This is a genomic window from Hydrogenophaga sp. ZJX-1, from assembly GCF_048590325.1.
Classification (GTDB): domain Bacteria; phylum Pseudomonadota; class Gammaproteobacteria; order Burkholderiales; family Burkholderiaceae_C; genus Hydrogenophaga.
The window spans coordinates 154,504-171,325 of record NZ_JBMBRA010000002.1 but is presented as its reverse complement, the minus strand read 5'-3'; the positions used below and the strand labels follow the sequence as shown (position 1 = coordinate 171,325).

The window sequence follows — 16,822 nt, the reverse complement described above, 5'->3', positions numbered from 1 at the left end:
AAGCCGTCGGCGCGAAGTGCCTTGATCCCAGAATGCCACGGAACTGGCTTTGCCAGGCCGCAGGCGTTGCCCCCTTTGAGGGGGGGGGCGCCGAAGGCGGCGCGGGGGTGGGAGAATCCAGCATGGCCCGACCCAAATCCGCCTCCCACGACCTCAAACGCGAAGAAATCCTCGACGTGGCGGCGCAGTGCTTCGCCCAGCAGAGTTTTCCCGCTGCGAGCATGAACGACATCGCCACCGCCTGCGGCACCAGCAAGGCGCGGCTCTACCACTACTACGAGAGCAAGGAGGCGATCCTGTTCGATCTGCTCGACCGCTACACGCAGCGGCTGCTGGCGCTGATCGGTGAAGGTGAAGCCCGCGCACAGCGCAAGAACCTGAGCGAGCGGGACGCCCTGAGCGAACTGGTGCGCGCCTTTCTCTCGGAATACGAAAGCTCGGCCACGCGCCACGTGGCGCTGGTGTCCGACACCAAGTTCCTCGGCGAGACCCAGCGCGAACTCATCCTCAACCGCCAGCGCGATGTCGTGGCCGCCTTCACCCGCTTTCTCAAGCGCGCCTACCCCGAGCGCGTGACGCCCGCGAACCAGACCGCGCTGACCATGATGCTGTTCGGCATGATCAACTGGACTTTCACCTGGCTGCGCCCGGGCGGGGCCATGAGTTACGCCGCCTTTGCCGACGAGGTGGTGGCCGTTCTGGAGAAGGGTCTGGCCGGATGAGTCCCAGTGTTTCACAGGGATATTGGTTTACTTATTCGTAATTGATTTCGTTTAGTTAAAATTCGTCTGTTTGCCGATCTGCGCAGCCGATACCCCCACAGGAGACTCCCCATGAGCAAAGCCTTCGCCTCCCAGGCCGACCTGGAAGACAAAAAGATCACCTTTGAGCAGCTCAGCCCGCACTGCTGGGCCTACACCGCCGAGGGCGACCCGAACTCGGGCGTCATCATCGGCGACGACTTCATCATGGTCAGCGACGCGACCGCCACGCCGGCCATGGCGCGCGACCTGATCAAGCAGATCCGCACCGTGTCCGACAAGCCGATCAAATACGTGCTGCTCACCCATTACCACGCGGTGCGCGTGCTGGGCGCCAGCGCCTACTTTGCCGAAGGCGCGACCGAAATCATCGCCAGCCAGGGCACGCTGGAGCTGATCCGCGAGCGCGGCGCGCAGGACATGCAGAGCGAGATGGAGCGCTTTCCGCGCCTGTTCCGCGGTGCCGATTCGGTGCCCGGCCTGACCTGGCCGAGCATGGTGATCGGCGGCGGTGACCCCACCAAAGGCGAGAAGCCGGGCAAGCTGTCGATCAACCTCGGTGGTGTCGTGGTGCAGATCTGGAGCCCCGGCTACGGCCACACCCGCGGCGACACCATCGCCTGGGTGGAAGAAGAGAAGGTGCTGTTCAGCGGTGACCTGGTCGAATACCAAGCCGGTGTCTACACCGGCGACGCCCAGCTCGAAGAGTGGCCCGCCACGCTCGAAGCCCTGCGCGCGCTCCAGGCCGAATACATCGTGCCCGGCCGCGGCGAAGCCATGAAGGGCAACGCCGACGTGAACAAGGCGCTGGACTACACGAAGCGCTGGGTCACCACCCTGTTCCAGGCCGGCAAGGAAGCCGCCGCCGCCGGCATGGACCTCAAAGCCGCCATGGCCCACACCCGCAAGAGCATGGACCCGGTGTTCGGCCAGGTGTTCATCTACGAACACTGCCTGCCGTTTGATGTCAGCCGCGCTTACGACGAAGCCAGCGGCATCAAGAACCCGCGCATCTGGACCGCCGAGCGCGACATGGAAATGTGGAAGTCCTTGCAGGGCTGAGCGCGGCACGCTCGAAGACATAAAGAAACCCGCTTCGGCGGGTTTCTTTATGGGGTGGCCGGACAACGCCGCTGCTATTGGGTCGTGGTTGTCGTGGCAGCCGTCCCGGTGGCGGAGGTTGTTTCGGTGGTATCGGAGCCTGTGTCTGTCGCGCTCGCCGGCTTCACCGTCACCGGTTGCTCCGCTTCGGCCACACGGCCGGCGCTGTCGGTCACGGTCAGGGTGATCGTGTATTCACCCGGCTCGTCGTAGACGTGATCCACCTGCGCGCCCTGGCCCTTTTCGCCATCGCCGAAGTCCCAGGCGTAGGACGCCACGACGGTGCCCTCGGGCACGTTGGACACCACCGTGCCCGAGCCGTCCACGGTGAAGCTCTCGCCCGCTTCCGGCGTGGTCGGATCGATGTCGATCACCGGAATGGGCAGACACCCGGCCAGCGCCAGGGCCAGCAGGCCTGCCAGGAACAGTTTGAAGGTGCGAGGGTGTTTCATGGGCGGAGCTGGAAATGGATGCGTGCTTTCAGCGGGCCTGTCTGCTATTGGGTGCCCGATGCGCCCCGGTTGTCAAGGGTGTGGATCGCCTGGCCTGTGCGCTGCCGGGTGGCGGCGTCCGCCCTGGCGCGCTGCTACCATGCGGCAGCTTCACTCCTCCCGCTCTCACGATGTCGCTGGCGCTGCCTTCGTTCCAGTCTGTTGGTGCCCGCTCTGCCACCTGCGTTGCCGCGGTGTGTCTGACGCTGGCGGGGTTGCTGTCGGGCTGTGCCTCGAAGGGGCCGGTGCACGCCCCGCCGGCGGAGACATTCGATCCGCCCGCGCTGTCCACCCCGCCCGCGGAAAGTGCCGACCTGCAGCGGGCGGCCCAGCGCTTGCTGAAAACCCCTTCGACCCAGACCGGTTGGACGGTGTTCCCCGTGCCGGGCAAAACGTTCTCGCCGTTTGAGCCGGTGCACCACGCGGGCCGGGATGCGCTGCGTGTGCAGGCGAGCAGCTCCGTGAGCATCCTGCGCCAGCGCATGGAACCGGCCCTGCCCTCGGTGGGGCGCATCTCGTTCGCCTGGACGGCCGATGCCTTGCCGCCGACCGTGGATGTGGTGCAGGGGCGGCGGGACGACGCCGTGGTTCGGGTGCTGCTCAGCTTCGATGGCGACCGCAGCCGCCTTTCTCCGCGCGTGCACCGCTTGTCGGAGATGAGCCGTCTGCTGACCGGCGAGGACCTGCCCTACGCCACGCTCGTCTATGTCTGGAGCGATGCCCATGTCCCGGGCACGGTGCTGAACAATTCCCGAACCGATCGTGTGCGCAAGCTGGTGCTGGATTCCGGCACACAGTACCTGGGACAGTGGCGCGATCACGAACGCGATGTGCGGGCCGATTTTGTCCGTGTGTTTGGCGAGGAGCCCGGGCCGCTGCTGTCGGTGGCGCTGATGACCGACACCGACAACACCCGCAGCCAGGCCCAGGCCTGGTTCGGCGCGCTGCGGCTGCTGCCAGCGGTGCCCTGAGCGTCTGGCCATGGCCGGCCTCGCACGGATGCGCGCTTCTCTGAATCTCCTTCTGTTTTCATGAATCACAACGCCACCGACTGGGGCATCGTCGCGGTCTTCGCCACGGTCTACCTGGGCATGTTCCTCGGCGGCTTGCCGCGCCTGAAACTGGACCGATCGGGCGTGGCCCTGCTGGGTGCCATCGCGGTGATCGCGCTCACCGGTCTGCCGGTGGAAGACGCCGCGCGCGCGGTGGACCTGCCCACCATCGTGCTGCTGTTCGCCTTCATGGTGGTGTCGGCGCAGATGCGGCTGGGCGGTTTCTACACCGAGGTCACGCGCCGCGTGGGCGCGCTGCCGCTGTCGCGTGCGGGCCTGCTGGCGGCGCTGATCGGGGTGGCGGGTGGTTTGTCGGCCATCTTCTCCAACGACGTGGTGTGTCTGGCCATGACGCCGGTGGTGGCGCGCCTGTGCCTGCAGCGTGGGCTGAATCCGCTGCCGTTCCTGATCGGTCTGGCCTGCGCGGCCAACATCGGATCGGCCGCCACGCTGATCGGCAACCCGCAGAACATGCTGATCGGCTCGGTGCTGCAGCTGCACTTTGGCGACTACCTGCGCCAGGCGCTGGCGCCGGTGGGCATCGGCCTGGTGCTGTTGTGGTTGTGGCTCGCTTTTGGGCCGGGCGCTCGGGCCGGTGCCAGCGAGTTGCGCAGGCCCGTGGGGGTGCGCGTGACCACGGACGACGAGCCACCGTTTGACCGCTGGCAGACCGCCAAGGGGCTGACCGTCGCACTGGCGCTGGTGGGGGTGTTCCTGTTCACCGACTGGCCGCGTGATGTGGCCGCGCTGGTGGGGGCGGGCGTGCTGCTGCTCAGCCAGCGGTTGCACTCGGCCGATGTCATGGGCTTCGTGGACTGGCAGTTGCTGCTGCTGTTCATCGGCCTGTTCGTGGTCAACCACGCCTTCGAGACCACGGGCCTCGCGGCCGAGGCCGTGGCCTGGCTGGCGACGCAGGGCGTGCACCTCACCGAGCCCGGCGTCTTGCTGGTGCTGGGAGCGGCGCTGTCCAACCTGGTGTCCAACGTGCCGGCCGTGATGCTGCTGCTGCCGCACCTGGGCGCCCACGCCAGCGAAGCGGGCCTGATGCTCGCGCTGGTGAGCACCTTCGCGGGCAACCTGCTGCTGGTCGGCTCGATCGCCAACCTGATCGTGGCCGACCTGGCCGCCAGGGAGGGCATCACCCTCGACTGGAAGCAGCATGCGGTCACCGGCATCCCGGTGACGCTGGCCACGCTGGCCGTGGTGTGGGGCTGGATGCGCTGGGTTGGCTGAAGCACTGCACCTGGGTGCATTTCCCGGCGCGCGACCAGCAACGATTGAAGCCACCCCAGCCCAGGGCACCGCGGAACCGGCTTTGCCGGGCCGCCAGTGCCGCCCTTTGGGGGTGACGCCGAAGGCGGCGCGGGGGGGTCAGTGTATCGACGACAGGAACTGCTGCAGCTCCGGCGTCTGCGGGCTGCCGAACAGCTCGGCCGGTGGGCCCATCTCGTGCACGCGGCCCTGGTGCATGAAGATCACGCGGTCGCTCACCTTGCGCGCGAAACCCATCTCGTGCGTGACCATCAGCAGCGTCATGCCCTCGTCGGCCAGCGACTCCACCACACGCAGCACCTCGCCCACGAGTTCGGGGTCGAGCGCCGAGGTGATCTCGTCGCAGAGCAGCACGCTGGGCTCCATCGCCAGCGCACGGGCGATCGCCACGCGCTGCTGCTGGCCGCCGGAGAGCTGGTCGGGGAAGGCGTCGAACTTCTCGCCCAGGCCCACGCGGTCCAATAGCTGGCGCGCCTTGGTGTCACCGGCGGCGCTGTCGGTCTTCTTCACCAGGCCGGGCGCGAGCATCACGTTTTTGCCCACGCTCAGGTGCGGGAACAGGTTGAAGTTCTGGAAGATCATGCCCACGTGCTGGCGCAGCTCGCGCATGGCGGCGGCGTTGCCGTGCAGCAGCGGCTGGCCGTCCACGCTCAGGCTGCCGGACTGGAACACCTCCAGCCCGTTGATGCAACGCAGCAGCGTGCTCTTGCCCGAGCCGCTCTTGCCGATGATGGCGATCACCTCGCCGGGCTTGACCTGCAGGTCGATGCCCTTGAGCACCTCGTTGCTGCCGTAGGACTTGCGCAGCTGGTGGATGTCGACGATGGGGCTGGCGGCGGTTTTCACGGCGGCTGATTCCGCGAGGGCTTCAACGGTTGGCATTCATCTTCCTTTCCAGGGAGCGCGCATACAGGCTCACAGGGAAGCACAGCGCAAAGTACAGAAGGGCCACGCAGCTGTAGACCAGGAAGGGCTGGAAGGTGGCGTTGGTGATCATGGTGCCGGCCTTGGTGAGCTCGACGAAGCCGATCACCGAGGCCAGCGCGGTGCCTTTGACGACCTGCACCAGAAAGCCCACGGTGGGCGCGATGGCGATGCGCGTGGCCTGCGGCAGGATCACGTGGCGCAGTTGCTCGCCAAAGCTCAGCGCCAGGCTCTGCGCTGCTTCCCACTGGCCCTTGGGCACGGCGGCCACGCAGCCGCGCCAGATTTCCACCAGGAAGGCACTGGTGTAGAGCGTGAGCGCCACGGCCGCGGCCATCCAGGCCGAGGTGTCCACACCAAACAGCGCGAGGCCGAAGTAGGCCAGGAACAGCTGCATCAGCAGCGGCGTGCCCTGGAACAGCTGCACGTAGCCGGCGGTGAGGCGCTCGGCGCCGGGCCAGCGCGCGGTGCGCGCCACCAGCAGGGCCAGACCCACCAGGCCGCCGCCGATGAAGGCGATCAGCGAGAGGCCCACCGTCCAGCGCGCGGCCAGCAGCAGGTTGCGGAAAATGTCCCACAGTGAAAAATCAACCACGGCGGCCTCCAAAGAGATAACGCGGTCCGGCCCAGTTGAGCAGGGCTCGCACGCCGATGGACAGCAGCAGGTAGATGCCGGTCGCGATGATGAAGGCCTCGAAGGCGCGGAAGTTGCGGCTCTGGATCAGGTTGGCCGCGTAGCTGAGTTCTTCGGTGGAGATCTGGCCACACACGGCCGAACCCAGCATCACGATGATGATCTGGCTGGTGAGCGCGGGCCACACCTTCTGCAGCGCGGGCGGCAGCACCACGTAGCGGAAGATCTGCAGTCTGGAGAGCGCCAGGCTGGCCGCGGCTTCGAACTGGCCCTTGGGCGTGGCTTCGATGCCGGCGCGGATGATCTCGGCCGCGTAGGCGCCGAGGTTGATCACCATCGCGATCACCGACGCGATCTCGGGTGTGAGTTTCACGCCTGCGGCCGGCAGGCCGAAGAACACGAAGAACAGCTGCACGATGAAGGGCGTGTTGCGGATGAGTTCCACATAGCAGCCCACCACCCAGCGCAGCCACAGCGGACCGCTGCTGCGCGCCCAGGCGCAGAACGTGCCCACCACCAGACCGATCACGGCCGAGATGGCGGTCAGGCCCAGCGTCCAGAGCACGCCCTTGGCGAGCAGCGGCCACTGAACCAGCACGGCGATGAAGTCGAATTCGATGCGCATGGCGCTCTCGCAGAAATCGCCGAGACCTTATTCGGGCAAGGTGCCGGCCGGACGGCCCAGCCACTTCTTGGCCATGGCGTCGATCTCCCCCGACTTCTTGGCCGCGATGATGATGTCGTTCACTTTCAGTCGCAGCGCATCTTCTCCCTTGGCCACGCCAATGAAGTTGGGGCTGTCCTTGAGCAGCAGCTTGTATTCGGCACCCAGCTGCGGGTTGCGCGCCATCATGTTGCCGGCCACCGAAGCGCCGGTGGCGATGAGCTGGGTCTGGCCCGAGACGAAAGCCGAGACGGTGGCGTTGTTGTCTTCGAAGCGCTTCACGTCGGCGGTGGCGGGCGCGAGCTTGGTGAGTTCCTGGTCTTCGATGGCGCCGCGGGTCACCCCAATGGTTTTGCCAGCGAGGTCGGCAAAGCTGGTGATCGCGAGGGACTTGGGCGCGAACACAGCCTGAAAGAAGGGCGAGTAGGCGGCGGTGAAGTCGATCACCGCCAGACGTTCGGCGTTCTTGCCCAGGGTCGAGATCACGAGGTCGGCCTTCCGGGTCTGCAGGTAGGGAATGCGGTTGGCGCTGGTCACGGGCACGAGCTCGACTTTCACGCCCAGCTTGGTTGCGATGAGCCTGGCGGTGTCGATGTCGAGGCCCTGGGGCTGCAGGTCGGTGCCGACGAAGCCGTAGGGCGGGAAGTCGGTCGGGATCGCGATCTTGATGGTCTTGGCTTTCATCACGTCGTCGAGCGCGGTCTGGGCCTGCGCGGTGCCCAGGCTGGCGAATGCGCCGAACGCAACGGCGGTGGCAAGAAACAGGCGTTTGGTGGTCTTCATAACAAGCTTCCTAGGTAGGTTTCGGGGGCGGGGTGGGAGGGATCCTTGGCGGCCGCGCGACCCTTGGGGGCGCGTGGTGCCGGGGAGAGCGGAGCCAGGGCTTCGCGCAGATTGGCCAGCGGGTCGTTGGCCGGGGCCAGGCGCAAGGCTGCCTGCACCTGGCCGATGTGTTCTTCCATCAGGCGCTCGGCCTCGGCGGTGTCGCCGCGCGCGAGCGCTTCGACGATGGCCACGTGGTCCTGACAGGACTGCACCGCGTCGTGCGTGCTCTGGTAGAGCATGGCGATCAGCGTGGTGCGCGCGGTGTAGTCGCGCAGCGTGTCGGCCAGCAGCTGGTTGCCCAGGCATTCGGCGAGGCAGACATGGAAGTCGCCCAGCAGGTAGCTGCGCTGGCCCACGTCGTCGCCCTTGAGCGCGTCCTGCTCGCGCTTGAGGTGTTGCTTCAGGCGTTTGACCGCGGCCTTGTCCACCGGGCCGGTGCGGCGGATCAGGCCGGTCTCGATGACGCGCCGCGCCTCGAACGCCTCACGCGCTTCGTCGTGCGATGGCTGCACCACGTACCAGCCGCGGCGCGAGCTGACGGTGACGATGCCGCGCGTGGCCAGGCGCACCAGCGCCTCGCGCACCAGGGTGCGGCTGCAGTCGAACAGCATCGAGAGACTCTGCTCGCCCAGGCGGGTGCCGGGGGCGAGGCGCTGCGCCAGGATGGCTTCGATGATGCGTTGGGCGATGTCGGTGGAGCTGACCATGGAAAAAACCTTTGTGGGTTGCTTCCATGCGAATTCCGTGCCATGGCCATACCAGTCTTGTATGCAAGTTTGGTGCGCCAGACTTGTGCGCCGGACGGCCAAAAACCGGCCGGGCGCACCACAAGCGCTCAGCAGGTGGCGCCGCGGTTCCTGTTCTGGTGCCTGGCCGGCCGGCGGGCCTCAGAGCGCTCCAGCCAGTGCGCGCAGGTCGTCCTGGTAGGCCTGGAGCGTCTGCACCGCGTGGGCACGCTGCGCGGGCGTGGTGCTGTTGTGCAGGTTGGCGAACTGGGCGCAGCCGCTCTGCACCAGTTGCTGGTTGTAGGTGTCGTAGCCCGGCGTCGGCGAGGTGGTGATGCGGATCATGAGGTCGCGCACCGCCTGGGCCGCGGCCGACGGGTTGGCCTGCGCCCGGCGCACGGTCTGCAGCTGGTCGGCCTGCCGGCGCTCGCGCTCGGCCTGGGTGCGCAGCGGGTCCCAGGGGGAGCGTCGCAGCTGCTCGCGCACCAGCGCTTGCTGGGCGGGGGTCAAGGGGCCATACAGCCGTTCGCTGCGTTCGAGGGCACGCTCCAGGCGGCGGTCCAGCCGCTGCTCGGGGCTGCCCTGCAGAAAGTCCTTCTCGAAGGTCTGGTTGCTCTTGCGGTGGTGGCGCTCCAGATGGTCGAGCTGGGCGGGGCTGAGCTGCAGCGCCAGCCGGGCCAGCGGTTCGACGCTGCGCTCCAGCACGGTGTTGAAGCGAGCGCGCACGGTGTCGAACTCGCCACAGGCCTGGCTCGCCGTGAGGTCCTGCGGGGCCATGCGTTGCCAGCGGCGCAGCAGATCGGCATAGGCGGGCAGCTCGCTGCTGCGGTGCCAGGCGAACAGCCCGTCGATGTCTTCGCGCACGCGGGCCGACTGGCCGTTGTCGAAATCCACGTGGCTGTCGAGCCACCAGTAGGTGAGATTGGGGCCCTGGCTGTAACCCAGTCGCAGCGTGCTGCACGCCGCCAGCGCCAGGCCAAGGGTCAGCACCATGGCCAGCCGACCGACCCGCACGGCGATAATGCCTGGCTGACAAGCGCCCGCCAGCTGGCTGCGCCAACTTTCCCCAACAGAGGTGTTCATGTCGTTCCCAGTGGATGTGGTGGTGATGGCGGCCGGCAAGGGCACGCGCATGAAGAGCCAGTTGCCCAAAGTGTTGCACCGATTGGGAGGGCGCGCTCTGGCCCAGCATGTGATCGACACGGCGGCGCGGCTATCGGCGCGCTCGGTGGTGGTGATCACCGGCCACGGCGCCGAGCGGGTCGAGGCCGGACTGCATGCGCCAGCGGGTGGCACGCAGCTGAAATACGTGCGCCAGGCGCCGCAGCTGGGCACCGGCCACGCGGTGCAGCAGGCCGCCCCGGTGCTGCCGGACGACGGCGTGACCCTGGTGTTGTCGGGCGACGTGCCGCTGACCCGGCCCGAGACGCTGCAGGCGTTGCTCGACCTGTGCGCGGGCGAGCGGATGGCCTTGCTCACGCTGGACATGCCCGACCCCACCGGCTATGGCCGCATCGTGCGATCGGCCGACGGCTCGGTGCAGGCCATCGTGGAGCACAAGGACGCCAGCGAAGCCCAGCGCGCCATCACCGAGATCTACAGCGGCATCATGGCCGTGCCGACGCGGCTGCTCAAAGGCTGGCTGGCGCGGCTGGACAACCAGAACGCCCAGGGCGAGTACTACCTCACCGACGTGGTGAAGTTCGCCGTGGGCGATGGCCTGAGCGTGCAGGCGCACCGCATCGCCGACGCGGTGCAGGTGGCGGGCGTGAACAGCCCGCTGCAGCTGGCCGAACTGGAGCGCGCCCACCAGCGGCGGGTGGCCGAGGCGCTGATGGAGCAGGGTGTGCGCCTGGCCGACCCGGCGCGGCTGGACGTGCGGGGCGCGCTGGTGTGCGGGCAGGACGTGGAGATCGACGTCAACTGCGTGTTCGATGGCCAGGTCTCGCTGGGCGACGGCGTGCGCATCGGGGCGAACTGCGTGATCGCCAACGCGGTGATCGAAGCGGGCGCGGTGATCCACCCCTTCACCCACATCGACGGGGAGAAGCTTGGCGTGAGCGTGGGGCCGGGTTCGCTGATCGGGCCGTTTGCGCGCCTGCGCCCGGGTGCGCAGCTGGGCGCCGAGGTGCACATCGGCAACTTCGTCGAGGTGAAGAACAGTACCCTGGCCGCAGGCGCCAAGGCCAACCACCTGGCCTACCTGGGCGACGCCACGGTGGGCGAGCGGGTGAACTACGGTGCGGGCAGCATCACCGCCAACTACGACGGCGCCAACAAGCACCGCACGGTGATCGAGGCCGACGTGCACGTGGGCAGCAACTGCGTGCTGGTGGCGCCGGTCACCCTCGGCGCTGGCGGCACGGTGGGCGGGGGTTCGACCATCACCAAGGACACACCGCCCGGCAGCCTGGCCATTGCCCGCGGCAAACAGGTGACGCTGCCCAACTGGCAGCGCCCGGCGAAGAAAAAGCCCTGAGAGACTGAGCCCGATCAGGCGCGCTGGCGCTGGGTGGAGGGGCGCTGCCGGGCTTGCCGGTCGCTGTCTTCGTTGCCCAGGTCCATCAGGCCGCTCATGCCCATGACCTCCGAATCGCGAAAGCCGGTCGCGGGGAAGACTTGGTCGAACTCCGAAAACTTCGACTCCAGCTGCTGGCGCACGCTCTCGGGCTCGCTCGCTTCCTTCGGGATGGGCTGGGGCAGGGCGGCCAGGTCCAGCTGCTTGCGGAACTCGCTGGGCGAGGGCATGCGGTGGATGCCGTTCTTGAGGAAAAGGAAGCGCACACCCGCGGTCTTGAGGATGCGGTTCTTCATCTTCACCTGGTGGGCCTTGGCCTTGGCGTTGCTCAGGTGGTACTGCTCGATGTCGAACGCAAACATGGGCCGGCCGTCCTGGCCGCAGACCACAAAGTCCACCTGCTGCTTGGCCAGGCGCTCCTCGGCGCGCCGGCGGTCGGTGGCGCGCCGGATGGAGAGCATGTCCTTGAGCTTCACCTGGGGCAACACGACCTGCCCGGGAAAGGTGTCATGCAGGTAGTCCAGCATGGCGACCTGCTCGGGCGTGAGGATGCGTTCCGGCGTGTAGCGATCCTCCCGGCCCGAGGGCTGGGGCGCATACCGCCTGTAAGCCCAGACACCCAGGCCCACCAGGGCCAGGGCGATCATGAATGCGATCCAGAGTGGGAACATGCAACCTCCAAATGTGACAGCCGATTGTTTTTTGAGCCGCCATTTTAGGATTTTGTAGTCATAAATTGCTACAACGAACGCTCTGTTACCTATTGTCTGCGGGATGGGGGCGCAAGGGAAGGGGCAGGCGGGGATCGAACTTGGCGCGCTTGATGCTGAAGAAGGCCTTCACGTTGCGCACATTGGCGTCGCTGGTGAACAGGCGCTGGGCGAGCGCGAGATAGCCGGGCATGTCGGGCGTGTGCACGACCAGCATGAAATCTGGCCCGGGGCTCACGCGGTAACACTGCTGCACGGCGGCCTCGGCTACGGCGCGGGTCTCGAACGTCTCCAGGTGTTCGGCGCCCTGGCGTTCCAGGGTGATCTCCAGCAGGGCCGTGAGGCCGTGGCCCGTCGAAGCGGCCAGTCGGTCGGGGCTGAGCAGCGCCACCTGCTTCTCAATCAGGCCGAGCTGTTTCAAGCGCTTGATGCGACGCAGGCTGGTCGGGGGCGAGACGTGGGCCAGCCCGGCCAGGGTCTGGTTGCTCATCGAAGCGTCGGTCTGCAACAGGTCCAGCAGGCGCCAGTCGGCCTCATCTATGAAATCAGATTCCATAATTTACATGTTTATGATCTAAATGGTTGTGGTGGTTATAAAATGAAATTTTAGGTTGTTTTGTTTGTATTAATGATCATAAATTTCCTGCACGACTCGGTAGCATCGCATCTTTCTGATGTGTCTGGAGACCGATATGTGTGGCATCGTGGCAGGGGTTTCGGGGCGTGATGTCGTCCCCGTGCTGGTTCAGGGTTTGCAGCGGCTGGAATACCGCGGTTACGACTCCTGCGGTGTGGCGGTGCACACGGGCGGCCTGCAGCGTGCGCGCAGCACCGCCCGCGTGGCCGAACTGATCGAGCAGGTGAAACTGGAGTCCATCGCCAGCGGCACCGGCATCGCCCACACGCGCTGGGCCACCCACGGCGCGCCCGCCGTGCACAACGCCCACCCGCACTTCAGCCACGGCCCCGGGCACAGTTCCACCGATGGCACGGCCGGCCGTGTCGCGCTGGTGCACAACGGCATCATCGAGAACCACGATGAACTGCGCGCCGCCCTGCAGGCCAAGGGCTACGTGTTCGAGAGCCAGACCGACACCGAAGTCATCGCGCACCTGATCGACTCGCTCTACGAAGGTGACGTGTTCGCGGCCTTGCAGGCGGCGGTGGCGCAGTTGCACGGTGCCTATGCGCTGGCGGTGTTCCACAAGGACGAGCCGCACCGTGTGGTCGGCGCACGCGCCGGTTCGCCGCTGATCCTGGGTGTGGGCGAGGGCGGGCAGGAGCACTTCCTGGCCAGCGACGCCATGGCCCTGGCCGGCGTGACCGACCAGATCGTCTATCTGGAAGAGGGCGATCTGGTGGACCTGCAGCTCGGCCGTTACTGGGTGACCGACGGGCAAGGCCGCAGTTTTGACGCGACCCAGCGCCCGGTGAAAACCGTGCACGCGCACAGCGGCGCGGCCGAGCTCGGTCCCTACCGCCACTACATGCAGAAGGAAATCTTCGAGCAGCCACGCGCCATCGGCGACACGCTCGAAGGCGTGGGTGGCATCACGCCCGAGCTGTTCGGCGACGGTGCCTGGCGCATCTTCAAGGACATCGACAACGTGCTCATCCTCGCCTGCGGCACCAGCTACTACAGCGGCTGCACGGCGAAGTACTGGCTGGAAGACATCGCCAAGATCCCCACCCAGGTCGAGGTGGCCAGCGAATACCGCTACCGCACCAGCGTGTCCAACCCGCGCACGCTGGTCGTCACCATCACGCAAAGTGGTGAAACCGCCGACACTCTCGCCGCACTGCGCCACGCCCAGGGCCTGGGCATGAAACACACGCTGACCATCTGCAACGTGGCCACCAGCGCCATGGTGCGGGAATGTGAACTGGCCTACATCACCCGCGCGGGGGTCGAGATCGGCGTGGCCTCCACCAAGGCCTTCACCACCCAGCTCGCCGGCCTGTTCCTGCTGACGCTCGCGCTGGCGCAAGTGCGTGGCCATTTGAGCGACGAACAGGAAGCGCAACACCTCAAAGCCATGCGCCACCTGCCCGTGGCGCTGCAGGCCGTGCTGGCGCTGGAGCCCCAGGTGATCAGCTGGTCCGAAGACTTCGCGCGCATGGACAACGCTTTGTTCCTCGGTCGCGGCCTGCACTACCCGATCGCGCTCGAGGGCGCCTTGAAGCTCAAGGAGATCAGCTACATCCATGCCGAGGCCTACCCGGCCGGTGAACTCAAGCACGGCCCATTGGCCCTGGTCACCAGCGCCATGCCGGTGGTGACCGTGGCGCCCAACGACACGCTGCTCGAAAAACTCAAGAGCAACATGCAGGAAGTGCGCGCGCGCGGCGGCGTGCTCTATGTGCTGGCCGATGCCGACACCCGCATCGGCAGCAGCGAAGGCATTCACGTCATCCGCATGCCCGAACACTACGGCGCGCTCTCGCCCATCCTGCACGTGGTGCCGCTGCAGCTGCTGGCCTATCACACGGCGCTGGCCAAGGGAACGGATGTGGACAAGCCCAGAAATCTGGCCAAGAGCGTCACGGTGGAGTGAGTCTGGGTGCGAAGCTGTAAGCTTTTGTTCTTGACAATTAAAGTCGAAAACTCGCTATTAAAGTCGTAAACGCGTCATTAAAGTCGTAAACAGCTTTGGGTGCATTTCTTCGTCACATGCTGGTACTGCCAGGGGTATGTAGTTGTGTCTGATGTGTCCCAAGCATCGGCCAATATTTCAGGCATCCGATCAGCCAAGGGTCGCTAAGTCGACAACCAGTTCCCAAGTTCTGCCGGCATTGGCCGACAGCGCCTCGAAGGTTTCACTCGCTTTTACGGGTGATCAAGCGCCTTGAGGCGCAAGGCGATGAACGTTGTGATTGCTACATCCAAAGTCTGATCGACTTACTTTGGCCGGTCGATATCCTGAAGGCTAGGACCGATGTGCAGCGTTAGCTGCCGTTTGTGACCAGTGGTTGAACGCTCGCTATTGGGCAGGCTCCCTAGCAGTAGAACACCGACGAACCCCAGTGCGCGATATTGGTGAAGTCAATGTTGCTTCGCTCGATGCGATCAACAAGCTGGCTTGCATCTCCCCCAACTGAGCAGCGCACCAAGTCAGCCAAATTATCCTTGTGTACGTACAGGTCCTCGAGCGTTCTAGTGAATGCGTCGAAAAAGGACGGTTGCGACGCGAGGTGACTAGCAAACACAACGCCGAATGCTGCAGCAGATATCCCATGTACTGGCCAAAGGTGCGATACGGTCGCTTGGCTAGCCGAGGCTGCGGCAGGTGCTACGCCCACGCGCGGCAAGATTCCAAGCTCTTCAAACCTGCCTCCGTCACACACGTTCAACACAAGCAGGCGTCGATCCTTTAAATTCGGCGTGCGCGTGAGAATCTGTGCGATTCCCACCTCTTTGCCGATTGAATCGACGACGAGGCTCGCTTTCTTCGGAGAGAAGTGCTCGAAGGTGCCGTGCGACATAAACCAGATGACATCGAAGGAATCTTCTTCGTACAGCTTTAGAAAGTCGCCGATGCTGGCGTCTTTCGCTGCAACTACTTCGACATGTGCTCCTCCCTTTCGAAACGTCGCGGCGACCAATTCGCGCTCGATCTCTTCCGTCATCGATCCTGCGCCAGACCAAATTGCGACCCGTCTGACCTTCCGGTCTGGACGAGGCTTGCGCAGCGACGCGACAATCGGCGCGGATCGAGCTCTGCAGCTGACCTGCATCGCTTGAATGGGGTGTGCCTTGGTGGGAACGAAGACTTGCCCAGAAAAATCCCAACTCTTCGCAGCAAGACCCGCTGGTAGATAGGTCTCGGAAAGTTGAGCCTCGAAGCGGCCTCCAGCGTTTACGTCCACAACCCCCTGCCGATCAGGAACGTGGGGCGTTTCATCGCTGGCTCCCGCAACGCTGTGGAAGACACCGAGAAACTTATTGCTCGCTTTAGTGAGCTCAATGAGACGCCCCTGAGTGTCGCCGTCGATGTGGAACTCCTCGGTGCCGAATAGAGCCACGTAGCCGTCGCTGTGGAAAGGGCTCTGAATGAGCAAATCTGCAGCCTCGAATGACTCGCCATGAGGCACTCGATACCAGTGCGAAAGGAGCTCCATCACTCTATCTGATTGACGTCGCGCCAAACACCAATTCAGGGCTACACCCACGAGCGGCGCCAGTGCGTCTAAACCACGGTATGCATCCACGTTATGCGAAGCATGCTCACCTGCCCAGCCCTGGTACCTGTCGATCTCGCGGACCACCTCGTCGAAAACCGAACGGTCATCGCGCGATCCGAACTCTTCCACAAGTAGTTGAAGACGGTCGTGCTGACGATGCCAATCAGACAGATCATGGAGCGCAAGATTCCTCCAAGCGTCATGATCTACCTCGAGAACCCTTCCAGGTCTGCCCGCCAGGGTCATGGCAAGCAATAGCCGGGCGCGTCCATCCGTGGATGGATCATTCGCGGCCGCAACTACTAGCGGGGCAATCTGAGGCACCGCTTCTGGGAATTCTTGGACACTCCATGCAAGGAGGTTGCTTGCTGCCGTTGCTAGCGTCTCATAAACCCCTTTCCGCCACATCATTTCGACAACACGAATCGCGTTTGGGAGGAGCGCCTTTCCAATCTCAGGCATTGCGGCTCGACGCAACGCGTAGTAGTAGAAGTCGCTGTACCAGCCCACGTAGATGTTTGCGAAATGCTCCCACTTATAGATCATGGGATTGATGAACGACACCAACCTGCCGACTTCCAGGTGCTGCTCAGAGCCATGTTCTATGGACTCTGTTAGGGACCAAGCGAGCCAATCCCCGGCCTCATTCAACTCGTATCTTGACAGGGCCGAGCGCGCACCCACGGCTCCAACGACGAACTGCGCAAACTGCCAACCCAAGGCCGCCTCAGCGTTGGAACGGTTGCGCTTGGCCCCCTCAGCAAACACCTCAATCAACGTTTGGAGATGTTTGGAGCCGGCTGCAGCACTTGCGTCTATGAAGACTTGGTTGAAGAAGTCACTTCGATCTCGCGGACCGTTTGAGATATCGTGTTCAGGCATGGTGCAAGCATAGCGTTCCGACAGGGCGAAGCTATCTTCGTAGTCGATAATTGATCCCCAGACCATTTGCAAAGGTGATCG

General features: G+C 65.0%; 16 protein-coding genes. 6 read left to right on the top strand and 10 right to left on the bottom strand.

Annotation, left to right across the window (positions count from 1 at the left end; all coding sequences use genetic code 11):
* Positions 1 to 122 precede the first annotated feature (122 nt).
* Together ACN5W5_RS05595 and ACN5W5_RS05590 are read left to right on the top strand one after the other, a co-directional pair.
* Positions 123 to 722 carry a TetR/AcrR family transcriptional regulator gene (locus tag ACN5W5_RS05595; RefSeq protein WP_420047574.1) on the top strand — a complete coding sequence of 200 codons (600 nt, stop codon included), beginning with the start codon at positions 123 to 125 and terminating at the stop codon, positions 720 to 722.
* Between the two features lie 111 nt (positions 723 to 833).
* Complete coding sequence (locus ACN5W5_RS05590) at positions 834 to 1,823, top strand: MBL fold metallo-hydrolase (RefSeq protein ID WP_177137501.1); 990 nt, start codon at positions 834 to 836, stop codon at positions 1,821 to 1,823.
* Between the two features lie 74 nt (positions 1,824 to 1,897).
* Here the strand turns inward: ACN5W5_RS05590 and ACN5W5_RS05585 are convergent, their stop codons facing one another.
* The gene (locus ACN5W5_RS05585; RefSeq protein WP_420047573.1) at positions 1,898 to 2,314 is read right to left on the bottom strand and encodes a PKD domain-containing protein; all 417 of its coding nucleotides are present in this window, start codon (positions 2,312 to 2,314) and stop codon (positions 1,898 to 1,900) included.
* 284 nt (positions 2,315 to 2,598) lie between these two features.
* On the opposite strand from ACN5W5_RS05585, the gene ACN5W5_RS05580 reads away from it, so the two are divergent.
* Positions 2,599 to 3,324 (top strand): DUF3047 domain-containing protein, encoded by a 726-nt coding sequence (locus tag ACN5W5_RS05580; RefSeq protein WP_420047572.1) that lies wholly within the window; start codon positions 2,599 to 2,601, stop codon positions 3,322 to 3,324.
* Positions 3,325 to 3,384: 60 nt separating this feature from the next.
* Positions 3,385 to 4,638 (top strand): anion transporter, encoded by a 1,254-nt coding sequence (locus tag ACN5W5_RS05575; protein ID WP_420047571.1) that lies wholly within the window; start codon positions 3,385 to 3,387, stop codon positions 4,636 to 4,638.
* 138 nt (positions 4,639 to 4,776) lie between these two features.
* Here ACN5W5_RS05575 and ACN5W5_RS05570 read toward each other — a convergent pair whose 3' ends face one another.
* From ACN5W5_RS05570 to ACN5W5_RS05545, 6 genes are all read right to left on the bottom strand, one after another.
* Positions 4,777 to 5,559, bottom strand: a complete 783-nt coding sequence (locus ACN5W5_RS05570; protein WP_420047570.1) for an amino acid ABC transporter ATP-binding protein — start codon at positions 5,557 to 5,559, stop codon at positions 4,777 to 4,779.
* The gene (locus ACN5W5_RS05565; protein ID WP_420047569.1) at positions 5,546 to 6,196 is read right to left on the bottom strand and encodes an amino acid ABC transporter permease; all 651 of its coding nucleotides are present in this window, start codon (positions 6,194 to 6,196) and stop codon (positions 5,546 to 5,548) included. Before ACN5W5_RS05565 ends, ACN5W5_RS05570 begins: the two co-directional genes overlap by 14 nt.
* A complete protein-coding gene (locus ACN5W5_RS05560) occupies positions 6,189 to 6,860 on the bottom strand; it encodes an amino acid ABC transporter permease (protein WP_420047568.1) in 672 nt (223 codons plus the stop codon). Before ACN5W5_RS05560 ends, ACN5W5_RS05565 begins: the two co-directional genes overlap by 8 nt.
* Positions 6,861 to 6,887: 27 nt before the next feature.
* Positions 6,888 to 7,682 carry a transporter substrate-binding domain-containing protein gene (locus tag ACN5W5_RS05555; protein WP_420047567.1) on the bottom strand — a complete coding sequence of 265 codons (795 nt, stop codon included), beginning with the start codon at positions 7,680 to 7,682 and terminating at the stop codon, positions 6,888 to 6,890.
* Positions 7,679 to 8,431: a GntR family transcriptional regulator gene (locus ACN5W5_RS05550; RefSeq protein ID WP_420047566.1), complete on the bottom strand. Its 753-nt coding sequence runs from the start codon at positions 8,429 to 8,431 to the stop codon at positions 7,679 to 7,681. Before ACN5W5_RS05550 ends, ACN5W5_RS05555 begins: the two co-directional genes overlap by 4 nt.
* A gap of 180 nt (positions 8,432 to 8,611) precedes the next feature.
* A complete protein-coding gene (locus tag ACN5W5_RS05545) occupies positions 8,612 to 9,532 on the bottom strand; it encodes a DUF6279 family lipoprotein (protein WP_420047565.1) in 921 nt (306 codons plus the stop codon).
* Between ACN5W5_RS05545 and glmU the strand changes: the two genes are divergently transcribed.
* Positions 9,531 to 10,928, top strand: a complete 1,398-nt coding sequence (gene glmU / locus ACN5W5_RS05540; protein WP_420047564.1) for a bifunctional UDP-N-acetylglucosamine diphosphorylase/glucosamine-1-phosphate N-acetyltransferase GlmU — start codon at positions 9,531 to 9,533, stop codon at positions 10,926 to 10,928. The genes ACN5W5_RS05545 and glmU overlap by 2 nt on opposite strands.
* 14 nt (positions 10,929 to 10,942) lie before the next feature.
* Here the strand turns inward: glmU and ACN5W5_RS05535 are convergent, their stop codons facing one another.
* Together ACN5W5_RS05535 and ACN5W5_RS05530 are read right to left on the bottom strand one after the other, a co-directional pair.
* Positions 10,943 to 11,638: a DUF2726 domain-containing protein gene (locus ACN5W5_RS05535; protein WP_420047563.1), complete on the bottom strand. Its 696-nt coding sequence runs from the start codon at positions 11,636 to 11,638 to the stop codon at positions 10,943 to 10,945.
* 85 nt (positions 11,639 to 11,723) lie between these two features.
* Positions 11,724 to 12,233, bottom strand: coding sequence for an Lrp/AsnC family transcriptional regulator (locus tag ACN5W5_RS05530; RefSeq protein WP_420047562.1), 510 nt, complete (start codon positions 12,231 to 12,233; stop codon positions 11,724 to 11,726).
* 136 nt (positions 12,234 to 12,369) lie between these two features.
* Between ACN5W5_RS05530 and glmS the strand changes: the two genes are divergently transcribed.
* Entirely contained in the window at positions 12,370 to 14,232 is a 1,863-nt protein-coding gene (gene glmS / locus ACN5W5_RS05525; RefSeq protein ID WP_420047561.1) for a glutamine--fructose-6-phosphate transaminase (isomerizing), read from the top strand.
* Positions 14,233 to 14,674: 442 nt separating this feature from the next.
* On the opposite strand, the gene ACN5W5_RS05520 is transcribed toward glmS, so the two are convergent.
* On the bottom strand, positions 14,675 to 16,807 hold the full coding sequence (locus tag ACN5W5_RS05520) for a CHAT domain-containing protein (protein WP_420048162.1): 2,133 nt from the start codon (positions 16,805 to 16,807) through the stop codon (positions 14,675 to 14,677).
* Positions 16,808 to 16,822: the final 15 nt, after the last annotated feature.